The organism is Suipraeoptans intestinalis (assembly GCF_009696485.1).
GTDB lineage: Bacteria > Bacillota > Clostridia > Lachnospirales > Lachnospiraceae > Suipraeoptans > Suipraeoptans intestinalis.
The window spans coordinates 1,313,951-1,329,661 of sequence record NZ_VULY01000018.1 but is presented as its reverse complement, the minus strand read 5'-3'; the positions used below and the strand labels follow the sequence as shown (position 1 = coordinate 1,329,661).

Genomic DNA, 15,711 nt, shown 5'->3' with positions numbered 1-15,711 from the left:
CAATCTTTTTTCTGATTCCTATACAATGTGACTCTTTAGGATAGAAGCTGGCGGTAAACCTCCCGTTTTCCTATGCCTCTGTCCTTTGCCACCTGTTTCATCGCTTCCTTTTTTTCCATTCCCTGCCGCAGGTAAACCTCCATATGGTCCTCCAAGGAAAGCGGTTCCCACTTCTGCCTTTCCTGTTGTTCCAGTTCCTGCCGGCTCCGTCCCTCTGCCACGATCACACATTCTCCTCTGGGCTCCTCTTTTTCATAGTAGGCGATGGCTTCCTCCAGGGTCATAGAATACACGGATTCGTGTTTCTTCGTCAGTTCTCTGCAGATACTGATCCTTCGCTGCCCCAGTACTTTCTGCAATTCTTCCAGCGTTTTTTTCAATCGGTGCGGCGCTTCATAAAATACCATCGTCCGCGTTTCCTCGGTAATCTGATCCAGCACTCTTTGCCGCTCTTTTTTTTCTGCCGGAAGAAACCCCTCAAATACGAATCTTCTGGAAGGCAGGCCGGAAATGGAAAGCCCTGTGATGCAGGCCGCCGGTCCGGGGACTCCCGTTACCGTGATCCCTGCTTCCCGGCACATCCGGACCAGTTCTTCTCCCGGATCGGAGATCCCCGGAGTTCCGGCATCGCTGATCAGCGCAACCTGTTTCCCCTCCAGGAGCCAGTCCACGATCTTTTTACCTTTCTCGATCTTGTTATGTTCATGATAGCTGGTCATAGGCGTCCGGATCTCAAAATGGTTCAGCAGCTTGATGCTGTTTCTGGTATCCTCCGCCGCGATCAGATCCGCCTCTTTCAGCGTGCGGATCCCACGAAAAGTCATATCCTCCAGATTTCCAATAGGGGTTGCGCACACATACAGGGTTCCTGCCATAGCTATTCTCCTTCCGTTTCCTTTCCATAGATCCGCAGGATCTCTTCCGTATGGCTTCCGTCCTCCCTGTATACCACCAGAGTCGGTTCCACCGTCATCCGCGGACGTCCGCCTTTCATTCCCTCCAGCAACACCAGATTTGGCTCCTTGCCCTGTTCCGGCTGTACCAGACGCATCCGCTTCGGTTCGATCCCTGCCTGTATCATTTCTGCCAGGATCTCCGGCAGACGGAACGGACGATGTACCATGTAGAACCGTCCCTTTTGCCTGAGCAGCTTCCCGCTTTCCCGAAGGATGTCTTTCAGGGTACAGCAGGCTTCATGTCTGGCGATCCAGAGAGCCTCTTTTTCATTTTTCAGCCCATGGCTGTCTATCATATAAGGCGGATTGGTCACGATCACAGAAAAGGCGTCTTTGCCAAACAGGGAGGAGGCTTCTTTGATGTCTCCCTTTCGGATCCGGATACGCTCCTCCAGTCCGTTATACAGAACGCTGCGGCGGGCCATGTCTGCACTTTCTTCCTGAAGCTCCAGACCCGTAAAGGATTTCCCTTCCGTCTTAGCCGCCAGCAAAATGGGGAGGATTCCCGTTCCGGTTCCCAGATCCAGCACCTCCTCCTGTGGTCTCACCACCGCAAAGGCAGACAGCAGCACCGCGTCCATTCCAAAGCAGAATCTTCCCGGCTCCTGTATGATCTTATAGCCTTTTATCTGCAGATCGTCCAGCCGCTCTCCCGGTTTCATTTTAACCTTCATCCAGCTTCGACGCTCCGTTCTTTTCTTCCAGCGCTTTCAACTGTTCCATCTCTTCTTTGGATATCCGGATGTCTTTCTTCTTCCTGCGCGGCTTGAATTTCAGTTCCGTCGCCTTGTATTCCCGAATCTCTTTTTCATCCTGCTCCAAAGATACGATGACCCGCACCAGCTGGCGAAGCACATTGACAGACTGTACTTCTCCTCTGAGTCCCTCCGGCGTTATCACATAGTCGCTCACCGTAGGCAGGTGGCTGTTCAGCTCCTCGTAGGTTTCCTGTTCGTTGGTCAGGCAGCACATCAGTCTGCCGCATACCCCGGATATCTTGGAGGGGTTCAAAGAAAGATTCTGCTCTTTCGCCATCTTGATGGAAACCGGCGCAAACTCGGACAGATATGTATGGCAGCAAAGAGGCCTGCCACAGATGCCGATCCCACCCCGGATCTTCGTCTCGTCCCGGACTCCGATCTGGCGCAGTTCGATCCGGGTTCGGAATACGCTTGCCAGATCCTTTACCAACTCCCGGAAGTCGATCCGTCCGTCTGCCGTAAAATAAAACAGCGCCTTATTGTTGTCAAAGGTATATTCCACATCGATCAGTTTCATTTCCAGACCATGCTTGCGGATCTTTTCCAGGCAGATCCCAAAGGCCTCTTTCTCTTTTTCCCTGTTTCTCGCCTCTTTGGCTTTGTCTTCCCTGGTGGCGATCCGGATCACCGGCTTCAGCGGCTGCAGGATCCTCTCCTCCTCCACCTGGCGGATGCCTGATACTACCATGCCATACTCTACTCCCCGCGCCGTTTCCACGATCACGTGGTCTCCCTGCTTTATCTTATGTTCTCCCGGAGCAAAAAAGTAGATCTTTCCCGCCGGTCGAAATCTTACTCCTATTACATTTACCATGGAATCAATTCTCCTTCATCGTCAAAAACAGCAGTTCCATTACCAGTTCAAAATTTACATTGGCTTTCAGTCTTGCCTTGGCCCGTTCCAGGGCGTTTAGGATCTCCTCGATCCCCTCATAAGAACTTTTTCTTGCCTGCTCGCGAATATACTTGATCTGTTCGCGAAATACCACCTGATCGATCTCCTTTGTCGCTTTGTAAAGCAATACGTCCCTGTACCAGACCATGATAATATCCAGATAATCCTCGATCTCCAGCTTGTATTCCCGGATCTGCTTCAGCGCGGCGATCATCTCCTCCATCGTCATGTCGGGGAACTGTTTCAAAAGGCGGATGGCCTCCTCCCGAAGTTCATGGAATCTTTCCGAATTGGCCAGCAGGATCGCCCGCCCCAGATTGCCCTGTGCAAACGCCGTACAAAGGTCCGCCTTATAGTCGGGAACCTCCATAACCTCCATAAGGTACTTGCGGATCAGGGTATCCCGCAGGTGGCGAAGTTTCAGCATGACGCACCGGGAAGTAATGGTGGGCAGAAGCAGTTCGTAATTTTCGGTCAGCAGCAGGATCACAGCGTACTCCGGAGGTTCCTCCATCGTCTTCAGCAATGCGTTTTGTGCCTGCACCGTCATTTTTTCTGCTCCGTCCACAATATAGACCTTCCATCTGCTCTGGTAAGGCTTGATCCGAATGGTATCGTTGATCTGCTTGCGGATATCCTCCACTCCCAGGACTCCCGGCTTTTCTCCCTTCACATAGAAAATATCCGGATGTGCGCCGCTTTCCGCCTGACGACAGGAATGGCAGACATTACATGGCTCCGCCCCTCCTTTTTCACACACCAGCACCGTAGCAAAAAGACCCGCCAAAAGCTTCTTTCCGGATCCCTTTTCTCCGCTCAGTATATAAGCATGAGACACTCTGTCCTGAATTGTGACCGTCTGGATATATTCAATGATCCTGTTGTGTCCGATTACGTCTTTAAAACTTGCCATGTTTGATTTCCTCTGCCATTTCTTTGAAACACTGACTCCTGTTTTCGTTGTAAAATCGTTTTGAAATGCCCGCTTCCCAAAGATTTTCTTCTGAAAAGTCTTTGGCGTCTGCCAAAAACCGCCTGCACAACTCCTCATACCTGGGAGATTCCTGTCTTTCCTCTCTTGCCAAAGCCCTTTTCAGCCGCTCTCCATCCTCCACCTCCACATAGAGGGGAATCACGCAGGCGCTGCCAAAATATGCCTTTAAGCGGTTGTAGGACTCCAGCGTCCCTATCGCCAGGTAATCCGCTTCTTCCAGACAGATCTGCCCGTCGTCCACGGTGGCGTACCGCCAGATGCCATGTATCGTATCATAGGCTCTTTCTTCTATCAGTCGGCCTGCCTTCCGAAACACGTCCAGCTTTTCTTCTTCTACAAAAAAATATTCGACGCCATCCTTTTCTCCCTCCCGGATGGGGCGGGTGGTGTACAGCACGATGGTCCGAAGCTGCGGAAATTCCCGTTTCAGATCCTGAAACAAGGTATCCTTACCCGATGAACTCTTTCCCATCACATAGAATATCTTTCCCATTGCCTAACACCTCTATCCTCTCTTCCTCTCGCAGTCCGTGGATGGCGTATCCCAGTTCTTTGTAATATTGTAACACAGCGATGCTTTCCTTGGTAATCTTTTCTCCCGGAACCAAAAGAGGAACTCCCGGCGGGTACAGATAGGCATATTCCAAAGAAACTCTGCCGCCGCTTTCCTCTATCCGGATCCTCCGGGCTCCCCGGGCTTTTCGCTGCGTCTCCACTTCAAAGCTGTCATACTCCCGAATACTGCTTCTTCCGCCTCCGGAAAGCAGCGCCTCCAAAGCCTTCGCCTCTTTGGCTTCCGCCTTTTTGGGTCCTTCTTTTTCCAATTCTTTCAAGGCAGCTTCCAGTCTTGCAAATCCCGTGTCATTATCTGCTACGGATGTCATTGCCAGTACATAAGTGCCTGCCGCCATTTCCATTTCCAGGTGGTGTTTTTTTCTCAGCCAGTCCGAGACCTGTTTTCCCGTCCATCCCTCCACCCGGATAACCGCCTTGGAGGGATCGTAGCAGCCTGTTTCCAAAAGCTTCACCGATCGGTACGCATGAAAGGACTCCCGAAATCGCTTCAACCGGTCCACATAGGAACAAAACAGTTCCTCTTTTTCCCGTTCCAGCAGGTCAATGCATTGACCGATACTTGTCAGAAAAAGATAGGATGGGCTGCTGGTCTGCAGCATGGACAGATATCCTTTGACCCGTTCTCTGTCCACCCGGTCTCCGTTGAAATGCAAAAGAGCTGTCTGCGTCAGTGCCGGCAGTGTCTTATGCAGGCTATGGATCACAATGTCCGCCCCTTTTTCATTGGCGCTTGCGGGAAAGTAGGGATGGAATCCAAAATGGGCTCCATGTGCCTCATCCACGATCAGGGGAACCCCCTTTTCCCGTGCGGCAAGAGCGATCCTGTCAATCTCCGATACCACCCCGTCGTAGGTGGGAGAAACCAGCACGATCCCCCGGATCTTTGGATCCACTTCCAGCGCCCTTCTTACCTCTGCCTCCCGGATCCCTTTGTTCAGTCCCGTATCCGGATCCACCTCCGGATACAGATAGACCGGTCTTAATTTTCCCAGATATATGCCATTGTAGACAGATTTGTGGCAGTTTCTTGCCACAAGCACCTTGTCCCCCTCCTGAAAAGCTCCCAAAAGGCTGGCAAGGATCCCCGCTGTGCTCCCGTTTACGAGAAAGCAGGTTTCCTCCGCCCCAAACAGCTTTGCCGCCCTCTCCTGGCTTTCCCTTAGAATCCCCTCCGGGTGATGAAGGTCGTCAAAGCCTTCGATCTCTGTAATATCCATACGGAACATGGATTCCATACCGGGAATCACAGGATTTCTCTTGTGTCCCGGCATATGGAATCCATAATAATCAGACTCTCCATATTCTTGCAGTCGTTCAAATAAGGTTTTCATGATAGTCTTTTCAGCAATGCTTCTCTTTCTTTTTCGTAGCCCGGTTTCCCCAACAGGGCAAACATATTGGCCTTGTAGCTTTCCACTCCCGGCTGGTTGAAGGGGTTGACGCCCAAAAGATATCCGCTTACCCCCACTGCAAACTCAAAGAAATAGAACAGCTGGCCCAAGGATTCTTCATCCAGTGCCGGAATGTTGATCATCAGATTCGGTACCTGGCCGTCTGTATGTGCCAGGATGGTTCCGTTCATGGCGCTTTTATTTACGAAGTCCACCGTCTTTCCCGCCAGATAATTAAGACCGTCCAGATCTACCGCTTCCTCCTTCAAAAGGATCTCTTCCTGGGATGTCTCTACATGCAGTACCGTCTCAAACAGCGTTCTGTTGCCGTCCTGGATAAACTGTCCCATGGAATGCAGGTCTGTCGTCAGATCCACCGAGGCGGGGAAGATTCCTTTTTGATCTTTTCCTTCACTTTCTCCGTAAAGCTGTTTCCACCACTCTGCCACATAGTGCAGACTGGGCTCATAGTTGGCAAGCACCTCGATCTCTTTTCCCTTCCGGAGCAGGATGTTTCGGATAGCCGCGTACTGCAGGGCTCCATTTTTCTCAAATGGCTGCTCTATGGCTTCCTGCCTTCCTGCCTGCGCTCCCGCCATCAGCTTTTCAATATCCGCCCCACTTACGGCGATGGGCAGCAGTCCCACTGCCGTCAGAACGGAAAATCTTCCGCCTACATCATCCGGAACTACGAAGGTTTCGTACCCTTCCTCCTCTGCCAGATGCTTCAGCGCACCTCTGGCCTTGTCTGTGGTGGCATAGATTCGTCCTGCCGCCTCTTCCCGTCCGTACTTCTTTTCCAGAAGCTCCTTAAACACGCGGAATGCAATGGCCGGCTCTGTGGTGGTTCCCGATTTGGAAATGACGTTGACGGAAAAGTCCCTGTCGCCGATCACCTGGATCAGATGCTTCAGATAGGTACTGCTGATGCTGTTTCCCGCGTAGTAGATCTCCGGAGTCTTTCGGATTTCCCGGGACACTTCATTGTAAAAGCTGTGCCGCAAAAACTCGATCGCCGCCCTGGCTCCCAGATAGGATCCTCCGATCCCGATCACCACCAGCACCTCTGAATCTTCTCCGATTTTTTTGGCAGCCTTCCGGATCCTTACAAATTCCTCTTTATCGTAATGAACCGGAAGGTCGATCCAGCCCAGGAAATCGTTTCCCGCTCCTTCCTTCTTCAGCAGCTCCTCTTTGGCAGCCTCCGCCCGGTTCTTCATATAATCTACTTCATGCTCTGAAATAAAGCCCGCCGCTTTTGAATAATCAAATGTTATTTTCTTCATTTGTGTAACTCCTTCCAAATCCTGTCTGTACAGCAATGTTTTCTTTCCCTGCCATTCTAGCAAATTGCCCCTGATTAATCAAGTTTCCCCCAATTTCCTAGCATCTCCCTGATGAGGCGGACGCTGTGGGCGATGGCCTTTTTTTCAAAGGTCGGGTAATCCTCCGTGGCACAGTGGTCTGCCTGATCAGAGATAGAGCGAACGATCACATAGGGGATCCTGTTCAGGTATGCCGCCTGGGCGATCCCTGCCCCCTCCATTTCCACACACATTCCGCCAAATACTTCTGTCAGCTCCTGCTTCTTCTCTTCTGAGGACACAAACTGATCTCCCGTCACCACCCTTCCCACAAAGGTTTGAATGTCCGGATTTGCCCGCTGATTCGCTTTTTTTGCTCTTTCTATCAGTTCTTCCTCGGCAGGAAATGCCCAGACGTCCATCCTGGGTACCTGTCCCCTGGGATCTCCAAATGCACTGGCATCCATGTCATGATGCAGCGCATCCCGGGAGATCACCATATCTCCGATCCTGATATCCGGGTGCAGTCCTCCTGCAATACCGGTGTTGATCAGCACGTCCGCACCAAATTCCAGCGCCAGGATCGCCCCGCAGATTCCCGCATTGACCTTTCCTACTCCGCTTCTTACCACGACCGCCTCCTGTCCGCACAGTCTCCCCTTATAAAATTCCATGGAAGCGATCTTTCTCGTCTCTTCTATTTCCATATCCCTTTGCAACGCCGCCACTTCTTCTTCCATCGCACCGATGATCCCTATCATATGTCCTTCCTTTCCCGATCTCCGGATCTGTTTCGCTTATTTCACTGCCGGTCTTTCCTTTCCTGTTTCCACTGCCGCAGTGTTCTCTGTTATCATAGCAGGTTTTTTTTCACCGGGAAACCTTCCCTGTAGAAATATGGTATTTTTTGTATATTTCTGTTATACTATGCCTATACGATCCGCAGGCGGCCGATCCGGCTCCGCTTGCAGCTTACATAGGAGGTTTATCATGATGGAATATACGCCCCAAGGGGTCTGTGCCCAGTCCATCCGCGTGGATCTGGAAAATAATGTAGTCAAGCAGGTGGAATTTATCGGTGGGTGCAACGGCAACCTGAAAGGGATTGCCAGTCTTGTCGTTGGAATGGATGCCCGGGAGGCCATCTCCCGCATAGACGGTCTCACCTGCGGAAACAAGGCTACCTCCTGTCCGGATCAGCTGGCACAGGCTTTAAAGGCAGCTTTACGTCAATCATTTTAAGTGGAGGTTCATATGAAGCGCATTATTTTGACCGGCGGAGGAACGGCAGGGCATGTAACGCCCAATATCGCTCTCCTTCCCCGTCTCCGGGAGCTGCAGTACGACATTCACTATATCGGCTCCTACAACGGAATTGAAAAGGAACTGGTGGAACAGATGGGAATTCCCTATCATGGAATTTCTTCCGGAAAGCTGCGGCGCTATTTCAGTCTTCAGAACTTCACCGATCCTTTCCGCGTACTGAAGGGATTTCGGGAGGCAGATCACCTGATCAAGATCCTGAAGCCGGATGTGATCTTTTCCAAGGGCGGTTTTGTCTCTGTTCCTGTCGTATTCGCAGGAAAAAAGCGTCGGGTTCCCGTCGTTCTGCATGAATCTGACATGACGCCGGGACTGGCCAATAAACTGGCGCTTCCTTCCGCAGCCAGGATCTGTTGTAACTTTCCGGAGACTTTAAAGATCCTTCCGGAGGGAAAAGCCGTTCTGACCGGTTCTCCCATCCGTCAGGAGCTACTTTCCGGCGACAAGTTTAAAGCGCGGGAGCTTCTTGGCTTTTCTTCCGAAAAGCCGGTTATCCTGGTAGTCGGCGGAAGCCTGGGATCTGTGGCGGTAAACGATGCGATCCGCAGCGTCCTGCCCTCCCTTCTGTCTCGCTTTCAGGTGATCCACCTGTGCGGCAAAGGGAAACTGGATCCTACGCTGAATATGCAGGAAGGCTATGCACAGTTTGAATATATTAAGGACGAGCTGCGCCATTTCTTCGCGCTGTCCGACCTGATCGTATCGCGTGCGGGAGCCAACGCCATCTGTGAAATTCTGGCGCTGCACAAGCCCAACCTTCTGATTCCTCTTTCGGCTGCTGCCAGCAGAGGAGACCAGATCTTAAACGCCCGTTCCTTTGAACGGCAGGGCTACAGTCTGGTTTTGGAAGAAGAGTCTCTCAGCAATCCACTTCTTCTTGATGCCATTAACCGCCTGTATGATAATCAGGACTTTTATATCAACAACATGAAGCACTCTCCGCAGCAAAATTCTATCGACATGGTTATCGATACCATAGAAAGTGTCTGCAGATGATGTATCTTCGACAGCCTTTTCTCCAAAAGCAGCCCATGCGCATCAGGCAGAATAGGCTGTCTTTTCTGTACGGCAAAAAGCAGAGACGCATTCTCCTTTTGGGGCATTCACATAACGAATGCTTTGTCGTCTCTGCCTTTTCTATCTCTTGTCAGTTTTTTCTTTTAAGGTCTCTTTTTTCTGCGCCGCAGGTCTATACCCAAAACTCCCAGTGCTGAAACCAGCAACAGCAGCATCCACCTGTAGATACTTACCGAATCTCCGGTTTTAGGGCTTTTTGTTCCTTCTGCTTTCGTCTGTCCCGCCTTCACTTCCTGTGAAGCTGCCACGTTCCCATTTGTCTGACCGTTTCCCTTTGCGTGCAGGCTGTTTTTCTGCTTTGTCTCTGTCTTTTCCGGAGACGTTGCCTGTGTGGAAGCCCCTGTTTTCGGTTCCTCAGACGGTTTTGGCTCCACGCCCGGTTTCGGCTCTTCGGACGGCTTTGGCTCCACGCCCGGCTTCGGCTCTTCAGACGGCTTTGGCTCCACGCCCGGCTTCGGTTCTTCAGACGGTTTTGGCTCCACACCCGGCTTCGGTTCTTCAGACGGCTTTGGCTCTTCCGTTACAGACACATTGGCAAGGGATTCTGTTCCAAACACGATCTTTTCAAAATCAGGAACTGCCGTTCCTCGCCAATAAGTCGGCTGATCTCCATCGCTTAACACTTTGAGATTTTTTCCTGCAGCTGCGCTGCCGGTGGTCTTGCTGATCGCAATTCCCTGTGTTGCCGGCTGTCCCGGTTTCGCGTCCTTTCTATAGGTATCTCCTCCCTGCAAATACGCCTGTTTTACCTGTAGCCTTCCTGTTCCGGAAACAGCCTCTCCACCGTCTCCGCCGGATCCGCTTCCACCTACTGCGATCAATTTTCCTTCTCCGTCTACGGTTCCATTATCCAGCACCAGAGCACTTCCTCCCAGCGTGGTTGTTGCTATAGATCCGCCACCATAAACTCCCAGTGTGGAATTTTCCGTAATGGTCAATGTTCCATTTTCTACTGCCAGTGCCGGCTGACCCGTGTAGGGCTTCCCTGTTTTGGGATCATCTCCAGTGGGAGATTCATCTCCCCGTACAAACACATTTCCCTTTACCTGAACATTTCCGCTGATCTTTACTACCGGCTCCACATTTCTTCTTGCCTTTTTTCCATTGGGCAGGAAGTTGGTATTGGAGTAGATCAGAGAATCCTTTAGTACTGCTCCATCTTTCAGCTCCAGCTGCCCGTTGATAGATGCTCCCGTCAGGAATTTTTTCCCGAAGGAATCGTAGTTCATCTGGAATTCTCCTCCTTTTTCCACAGTAATCTTTCCGTGGACAGAAGAATCGTGAAGACTCAGCTTTCCGCCTTCTTTTACAACCACTTCTACACTGCTAAGAAGCTTCATGTTTACCAGTGTTACATCCGTTCCCTTATCTACGATCAGCTTTTGACTTGGCTCCCCCTCTACAGAAACTCCCAGTTCTCCATAAGTCCCACTTGCATGAGAACCGTAAATCGCCTTGATCTCAGACGGAACGGAAACCTCCTCATTTTTTCCGCCAAACTTCTGGATCACCCATGGCTCCATATCCCACAGATATTTTCCATCCTGTGTCTTTTGCGCATTCTGGATTGTCATGCGATCCTTCAGCGTTTCATTATAGTCATATACTACGAAAGGCAGTTCATTGCTGGTGGCTGTTCTCCCTGTTTTGTCAACAATCTGTACCTTCACCTTGTATGTTCCCGGAGTTTTCGGCGTTCCGTTTAAGGTTACAGAACTGTCGTAGGTAGAATAGATGCCCTTCATCCCGGACGCTGCATCCAGTACGACCTTGGACGCCTGTGTGATCTCCAGTTGTTTCATTTTATTCAGGTCCACCCAGTCTGTCTCCTGTGGTGTATCTGCTTCTGTTACCTGTACTACCACATTGCTGTTCTTATTCTGTACGGCTGCCGTCGTCGCCCCTGAAATGGCATCGTACCCCTTCTGGTTCACCATGGCAGATTCAAATTTCCCCACAAGACGAACCTTCAATGCCTTTTGCTTTGGCACCGTCTCTTCCTTGACCGGGATCAGTTGTTTTACAGAGCCCTCCAGATGATACCGGAAACTTTGTGTCTGTCCGTTTTGGTCTTCCAGTGTGAGAACGTCATTTTCCTTCAGCTCTTTCATATGAAGAACAGTTTCCTCCGGAAAATATTTTCCTTCTACCCAGGCCTGCCATTTGCTGTCTGCTTTCTCATACTCTCTGTGATTTACCTTTACACTCTTTAGTTTTTGGATCCACTCCTTCGGAGATACCTCTACCACAAAAAAGGAATTCTGCATCCCCGGCGTCAGTGTAATAGGCGTTTCCGGCTCATCCTTCTGTGGTTCCTCCGGCTGTACAGAGGGCTTTGTTTCTTCCTTTGCCTGATAGCGGATGGTTTCTTTGTCAATAATAGAAATCAATCCATTGGGATCCTTGATGGTAAATGTAAGCGTCCCTGCATCCGTAGCAAACTGAACAACGTCTCCCTTTTTCAGCGCAGACAGTCCCATCACCGGATCCGTCTCACTGACCCAGTACTTTTTTTCTGCCATCAGTCCCGACCGAGACTCTGTTTTTGTGTAAGCCTCATCGTTTACCTGCACCGTCTGGATCTTGTCGATAAACTCTCGGTTCTTAAAATTGATCTGGCATCCAAACAAACTGGAGGCGCTGGATTCAATAACAGGCGCTTCGCTTTCCTGCGCATACGCAGAAACCGGCATCGCCATGGACAATGCAAGCGCTGCCAGCAGCATAAACTTTTTCATCTTCATCGCGTTCCTCTCCTTCGTCTTTCTCACATACCTGTGTGTTCCTACATAGCCTGTGTCATCTTTTGCCGTCCTTCTCCCCCGGCAGAATTCCCCGCCGCCTTTTCGGTTAGCACAGGCTAATTGATTTTAGCACACTCTCCGGCCCGCTTCAATAGAAAAGGCAAAAAATGTCAACATTTTTAATATCAGTTCTCAAAAACCGCCTATATTGCTTCTTTTTGTTTTACGTCTTTCTCATCTGTCATTTGCACTCTCCTTGCATTACAAAAAAGAGAAGCAGATTATTACTCCACTTCTCTTAGTCATTTCTACACCATTTATTTTTTATAATTATTCAACGAGCGCTGAACTATTTTCCAGACCCCGTCCGGCAAATCTTACATTTATTCTTTCATACTCCTTTACGCTTAACCTATCTCGCATAATGTCATACTTTTCCTGATCCTGTATATATTTCTTTATTGTGGCTTCATTTAGTCCCACTGTACTCACATAGTATCCTTCTGACCAGAAATGACGGTTTCCAAATTTATACTTCAGATTTGCGTGTCTGTCGAACATCATCAATGCTAACTTTCCTTTTAAATACCCCATAAAGCTGGAAACACTCATCTTTGGCGGGATACTTACGAGCATATGGATATGATCGGGCATAAGATGCCCTTCGATAATCTCCACTCCCTTATAGGAACATAACTGTTTTATAATATCTCGCAAATCCGCTTTATATTGATTATAAATTATTTTTCGTCTATACTTTGGTGTGAAGACGATATGGTATTTACACATCCACTTTGTATGTGCTAAATCATTAGTTTTCTTCGCCATAAAATCACCTTTCCTTTCTTGCAATAGTGGCTTGGACACCTCTATTGTAGCGGAAAGGTGGTTTTTTGTATAACCCTTTGTCTCCACCCGCATAGCAGGTGGGTTTTAGTCCCAAATAAATGCACGCTGCGCATTTATTTGAGACAGGCTAAAACCTAACACAAAAAGGGCGTTCCTTTGCTTCCTTTACAGAAACAAAAGACCGCCGCTTTTACGATTTCCTATTGAGTTTTTCTCCGAAGAAACACCTCTGATCCTTGTTTTCAGTCAGATCATTCTGCCAGCAGGTTCAACAGTTTATTTTTGTCTGCTTCCGTCAACGTCCCCATTTTCCACCCCAGGCCCACTTTATCCTTGTCATATCTGGGAATCAGATGCATATGGAAATGAAACACCGTCTGCCCCGCCACTGCTCCGTTGTTCTGGACGATATTATATCCCTGGCAGCCCAATGCTCCGGTAAATTTTGTTACCAGCTTCTTTGCCAGAACCAGCGCCTTTGACGCTAACTCATCCTCCAACTCATACAGGTTCTCAAAATGTTCCTTGGGAATGATCAGCGCGTGTCCCATAGATGCCGGACTGGCGTCCAGGATTACCCGAAACCATTCGTCCTCATATAATGTAGCCGTAGGAATCTCTCCGTTTGCCAGTTTACAAAAAATACAATCCTCTTTTTTCATCTTTTATTCCCTTCCTTCCCTGTTCTTTCGATACAGTAGTATCCCTAACAAAAATCCGCCGGCCAGCCCTCCGATATGAGCCGCATTGTCCACTCCACCCTCTGCATATCCCATGTAAATGCTAAAAATCGCCATGATAAACAGCCGGTTTCCAGATACTCCCCGCAGCCGTCCTTTATTCCGCAAAACTACATACAACAGTCCACCGATCAAGCCGAACACACAGCCGGAGGCGCCTGCCGACACCGGAAACCGATTCCCTTGAAGATTCATCCACATGGACAGCAGGTTTCCTGCCAGTCCGCTCCCCAGATACAAAAGGATCAACTTGATCCTTCCCAGTTCCCGTTCCAGATGACTTCCCATGGCCAGCAATCCCACCATGTTATTCACCAGATGTGTCGCGTTGAAATGCAAAAACATACAGGTAAACAGCCGATAATATTCTTCTTTCTCCAGCACAAACGGGACATACATCCCCCCGTGCCCCAACACGAATCCTGCATCCTGGGGATCTCCCATAGCCGACATTCCCAAAAATATCACAACATTTATGACTACCAGCCAAAAGGACGCTGATTTTATCCATCTCCCTGTTTCCATCTGCCTCTCCTTTTGCTTCCTCCTGCCTTTTACTTTCTCTGTAATATGTTCTGTAGCTCCGGGATCTCATCGATTCTTCTGGATTTCATTTTAACACTTTCCTGTTTTCTTGTCACTCCCTTCAGGTATCTCAGGTGCTGTCCCTCTTCTGCAGATCGGCTCCGGACTTTTTCAGCGCATTCCGGGAAAGGACTGTTTTTCATAAATATCGCCAAGGGCTCCTCCCTGGATCTCTTACCAAATCTCTTACCGGATTTCTTCCCGGGAAAACCCTTCCCAGTCTCCCCATTTTTTCTTTTTTCTCCGTTTTAAAAGATTTTTTACCGGCTCCCAAAACTGCTTTGCTTCTCTGATCAATATGGGCTCCATTTCTCCTTCCTCTTCCCACTTCTCCCAACAGACGGTTTCTGTTTCTTTTTCTTCTGTTCCTGCTACCATCGCTTCTTTTTGCTCCCGAAGCCGCCCGGATAGCAGCGTCTTGTATTCCCGGCTGATCTTTTCCAGACTATAGTTTTCCTCCATTGTCTTCTTATGCAGAAAAAATACTCCCTCTACCCCTGCCGGGTCCTCATAATCTATATGTTTTACCAGATACTCTGTCAGCCTGTGGATACCCTCCCATATATTCTCTTTGGAAGGAGGAAAGTAACAAAAATAAAACTTTTTCTCTTCATAAAAAATATATTCCGGCTGCAGCAAAAGGCAGTGAATGTTCAATAAATGCCTCTCTGTCTCGCGGATCGCTTCTCTGATACTGTCCATCAGCAGTTCCACATCCCTGCCTCTCATGTTTCCTCTTTCAAACATGGCGCTCATGGACACCTTTCCGCTCACTTCATATTCGTAACAACTGCTGTCATCAATCCCTCTGCCCATCACGCGCAGCAAATATTCTGTTGAATTTATGCGCAGCATCCGCATCTGATAATCTTCTTCATAATATCCCTTTTCCCTGATGCTGATCCTTCTTTCCATCCTCACTCCTTTTGGCCTTGTTTTCTCGCTTCTCCTCTGTTTTTCCGGTTTCCTTCCCTCTTCATGTTTCACCTGTCTATTTCAAAATGTCGGGAAGCCTCCGGATATAATCCTCCTGCCAAAGCACCTGCCACTTTCTTCTGACGATAACCTTCCAACCAAACTTATTTGCCGTGGCCTCCAGTACCACTTTTCCCCCTTCCTTCTTTACACTTCCCCGAATATCGGAAAGTAACAGGCATTTCCCCTGGAGCCTTTCATAAAATCTTTCCAGTATGACTCCTTCTTTTACATCCTCCGCCTCTTTTCCTCTTGTGACGGTAGAGGCCAGGGCCTCATACACTGCTCCTTCCACTATATTTTTGTCATGAAAGAAAAACATCAGAAATACACACTGCATCCCCATAAAAAGAAGCAGCGGCATTAAAAGGGACATTTCTATCGTAAATCCGCCTTTTATCCATAAAATTTTTTCTGCTTTCCTCCGGGTCTGTCCCACTGTCATCTCGGATCCTTTGTCCATTCTCCGCCTTTCTCCCTGTCTTCCCTTTTTGTCTTTCTGTCTGCCAGTTCCTATCTTCGCCTCCTGCTTTCATTTGAC

At 49.2% G+C, this 15,711-nt stretch carries 16 protein-coding genes; 2 read left to right on the top strand and 14 right to left on the bottom strand.

Annotation, left to right across the window (positions count from 1 at the left end):
• Positions 1-35 precede the first annotated feature (35 nt).
• The 8 genes from rsmI to FYJ34_RS06980 all read right to left on the bottom strand — a co-directional run bounded on the left by rsmI (position 36) and on the right by FYJ34_RS06980 (position 7,638).
• Positions 36-875, bottom strand: coding sequence for a 16S rRNA (cytidine(1402)-2'-O)-methyltransferase (rsmI, locus tag FYJ34_RS07015; RefSeq protein WP_154477306.1), 840 nt, complete (start codon positions 873-875; stop codon positions 36-38).
• Positions 876-877: 2 nt separating this feature from the next.
• Positions 878-1,630, bottom strand: coding sequence for a tRNA1(Val) (adenine(37)-N6)-methyltransferase (locus FYJ34_RS07010; protein WP_154477304.1), 753 nt, complete (start codon positions 1,628-1,630; stop codon positions 878-880).
• Positions 1,620-2,531: a PSP1 domain-containing protein gene (locus FYJ34_RS07005; RefSeq protein ID WP_154477302.1), complete on the bottom strand. Its 912-nt coding sequence runs from the start codon at positions 2,529-2,531 to the stop codon at positions 1,620-1,622. The genes FYJ34_RS07010 and FYJ34_RS07005 overlap by 11 nt, the downstream gene beginning before the upstream one ends.
• 4 nt (positions 2,532-2,535) lie before the next feature.
• The gene (locus FYJ34_RS07000; protein WP_154477300.1) at positions 2,536-3,525 is read right to left on the bottom strand and encodes a DNA polymerase III subunit; all 990 of its coding nucleotides are present in this window, start codon (positions 3,523-3,525) and stop codon (positions 2,536-2,538) included.
• Positions 3,512-4,099 carry a nucleoside/nucleotide kinase family protein gene (locus FYJ34_RS06995; RefSeq protein ID WP_154477299.1) on the bottom strand — a complete coding sequence of 196 codons (588 nt, stop codon included), beginning with the start codon at positions 4,097-4,099 and terminating at the stop codon, positions 3,512-3,514. Before FYJ34_RS06995 ends, FYJ34_RS07000 begins: the two co-directional genes overlap by 14 nt.
• Positions 4,056-5,513: an aminotransferase class I/II-fold pyridoxal phosphate-dependent enzyme gene (locus FYJ34_RS06990; protein ID WP_154477297.1), complete on the bottom strand. Its 1,458-nt coding sequence runs from the start codon at positions 5,511-5,513 to the stop codon at positions 4,056-4,058. Before FYJ34_RS06990 ends, FYJ34_RS06995 begins: the two co-directional genes overlap by 44 nt.
• Entirely contained in the window at positions 5,510-6,859 is a 1,350-nt protein-coding gene (locus FYJ34_RS06985) for a glucose-6-phosphate isomerase (protein WP_154477296.1), read from the bottom strand. The genes FYJ34_RS06990 and FYJ34_RS06985 overlap by 4 nt, the downstream gene beginning before the upstream one ends.
• 74 nt (positions 6,860-6,933) lie before the next feature.
• The gene (locus FYJ34_RS06980; RefSeq protein WP_154477294.1) at positions 6,934-7,638 is read right to left on the bottom strand and encodes a 5'-methylthioadenosine/adenosylhomocysteine nucleosidase; all 705 of its coding nucleotides are present in this window, start codon (positions 7,636-7,638) and stop codon (positions 6,934-6,936) included.
• Positions 7,639-7,870: 232 nt separating this feature from the next.
• Here FYJ34_RS06980 and FYJ34_RS06975 point away from each other — a divergent pair, with 232 nt between their 5' ends.
• Both FYJ34_RS06975 and FYJ34_RS06970 read left to right on the top strand, forming a co-directional pair.
• The gene (locus tag FYJ34_RS06975; protein WP_154478844.1) at positions 7,871-8,119 is read left to right on the top strand and encodes a TIGR03905 family TSCPD domain-containing protein; all 249 of its coding nucleotides are present in this window, start codon (positions 7,871-7,873) and stop codon (positions 8,117-8,119) included.
• Between the two features lie 12 nt (positions 8,120-8,131).
• Entirely contained in the window at positions 8,132-9,196 is a 1,065-nt protein-coding gene (locus FYJ34_RS06970) for an undecaprenyldiphospho-muramoylpentapeptide beta-N-acetylglucosaminyltransferase (RefSeq protein ID WP_154477292.1), read from the top strand.
• A gap of 164 nt (positions 9,197-9,360) precedes the next feature.
• Here FYJ34_RS06970 and FYJ34_RS06965 read toward each other — a convergent pair whose 3' ends face one another.
• The 6 genes from FYJ34_RS06965 to FYJ34_RS06940 form a co-directional block, all read right to left on the bottom strand.
• Positions 9,361-12,021 carry a hypothetical protein gene (locus FYJ34_RS06965; protein WP_154477291.1) on the bottom strand — a complete coding sequence of 887 codons (2,661 nt, stop codon included), beginning with the start codon at positions 12,019-12,021 and terminating at the stop codon, positions 9,361-9,363.
• A gap of 330 nt (positions 12,022-12,351) precedes the next feature.
• Positions 12,352-12,849 (bottom strand): IS200/IS605 family transposase, encoded by a 498-nt coding sequence (tnpA, locus tag FYJ34_RS06960; RefSeq protein WP_154477289.1) that lies wholly within the window; start codon positions 12,847-12,849, stop codon positions 12,352-12,354.
• Positions 12,850-13,121: 272 nt separating this feature from the next.
• A complete protein-coding gene (locus FYJ34_RS06955; protein WP_154477287.1) occupies positions 13,122-13,532 on the bottom strand; it encodes an HIT family protein in 411 nt (136 codons plus the stop codon).
• Positions 13,533-13,535: 3 nt separating this feature from the next.
• Positions 13,536-14,135: a rhomboid family intramembrane serine protease gene (locus FYJ34_RS06950; RefSeq protein WP_154477285.1), complete on the bottom strand. Its 600-nt coding sequence runs from the start codon at positions 14,133-14,135 to the stop codon at positions 13,536-13,538.
• 246 nt (positions 14,136-14,381) lie between these two features.
• Positions 14,382-15,110, bottom strand: a complete 729-nt coding sequence (locus FYJ34_RS06945) for a DUF6382 domain-containing protein (protein WP_154477283.1) — start codon at positions 15,108-15,110, stop codon at positions 14,382-14,384.
• A 76-nt stretch (positions 15,111-15,186) separates the two neighbouring features.
• Positions 15,187-15,633 (bottom strand): TadE family protein, encoded by a 447-nt coding sequence (locus FYJ34_RS06940; protein ID WP_154475345.1) that lies wholly within the window; start codon positions 15,631-15,633, stop codon positions 15,187-15,189.
• Between the last annotated feature and the right edge of the window lie 78 nt (positions 15,634-15,711).

Coding starts and splice junctions, on each gene's coding strand:
- FYJ34_RS06975 (WP_154478844.1), top strand. CDS start 7,871: ATGGAATATACGCCCCAAGGGGTCTGTGCCCAGTCCATCCGCGTGGAT.
- FYJ34_RS07000 (WP_154477300.1), bottom strand. CDS start 3,525: ATGGCAAGTTTTAAAGACGTAATCGGACACAACAGGATCATTGAATAT.
- FYJ34_RS06990 (WP_154477297.1), bottom strand. CDS start 5,513: ATGAAAACCTTATTTGAACGACTGCAAGAATATGGAGAGTCTGATTAT.
- FYJ34_RS07010 (WP_154477304.1), bottom strand. CDS start 1,630: ATGAAGGTTAAAATGAAACCGGGAGAGCGGCTGGACGATCTGCAGATA.
- FYJ34_RS06980 (WP_154477294.1), bottom strand. CDS start 7,638: ATGATAGGGATCATCGGTGCGATGGAAGAAGAAGTGGCGGCGTTGCAA.
- FYJ34_RS07005 (WP_154477302.1), bottom strand. CDS start 2,531: ATGGTAAATGTAATAGGAGTAAGATTTCGACCGGCGGGAAAGATCTAC.
- FYJ34_RS06945 (WP_154477283.1), bottom strand. CDS start 15,110: ATGGAAAGAAGGATCAGCATCAGGGAAAAGGGATATTATGAAGAAGAT.
- FYJ34_RS06970 (WP_154477292.1), top strand. CDS start 8,132: ATGAAGCGCATTATTTTGACCGGCGGAGGAACGGCAGGGCATGTAACG.
- tnpA (WP_154477289.1), bottom strand. CDS start 12,849: ATGGCGAAGAAAACTAATGATTTAGCACATACAAAGTGGATGTGTAAA.
- FYJ34_RS06965 (WP_154477291.1), bottom strand. CDS start 12,021: ATGAAGATGAAAAAGTTTATGCTGCTGGCAGCGCTTGCATTGTCCATG.
- FYJ34_RS06950 (WP_154477285.1), bottom strand. CDS start 14,135: ATGGAAACAGGGAGATGGATAAAATCAGCGTCCTTTTGGCTGGTAGTC.
- FYJ34_RS06955 (WP_154477287.1), bottom strand. CDS start 13,532: ATGAAAAAAGAGGATTGTATTTTTTGTAAACTGGCAAACGGAGAGATT.
- FYJ34_RS06995 (WP_154477299.1), bottom strand. CDS start 4,099: ATGGGAAAGATATTCTATGTGATGGGAAAGAGTTCATCGGGTAAGGAT.
- rsmI (WP_154477306.1), bottom strand. CDS start 875: ATGGCAGGAACCCTGTATGTGTGCGCAACCCCTATTGGAAATCTGGAG.
- FYJ34_RS06985 (WP_154477296.1), bottom strand. CDS start 6,859: ATGAAGAAAATAACATTTGATTATTCAAAAGCGGCGGGCTTTATTTCA.
- FYJ34_RS06940 (WP_154475345.1), bottom strand. CDS start 15,633: ATGGACAAAGGATCCGAGATGACAGTGGGACAGACCCGGAGGAAAGCA.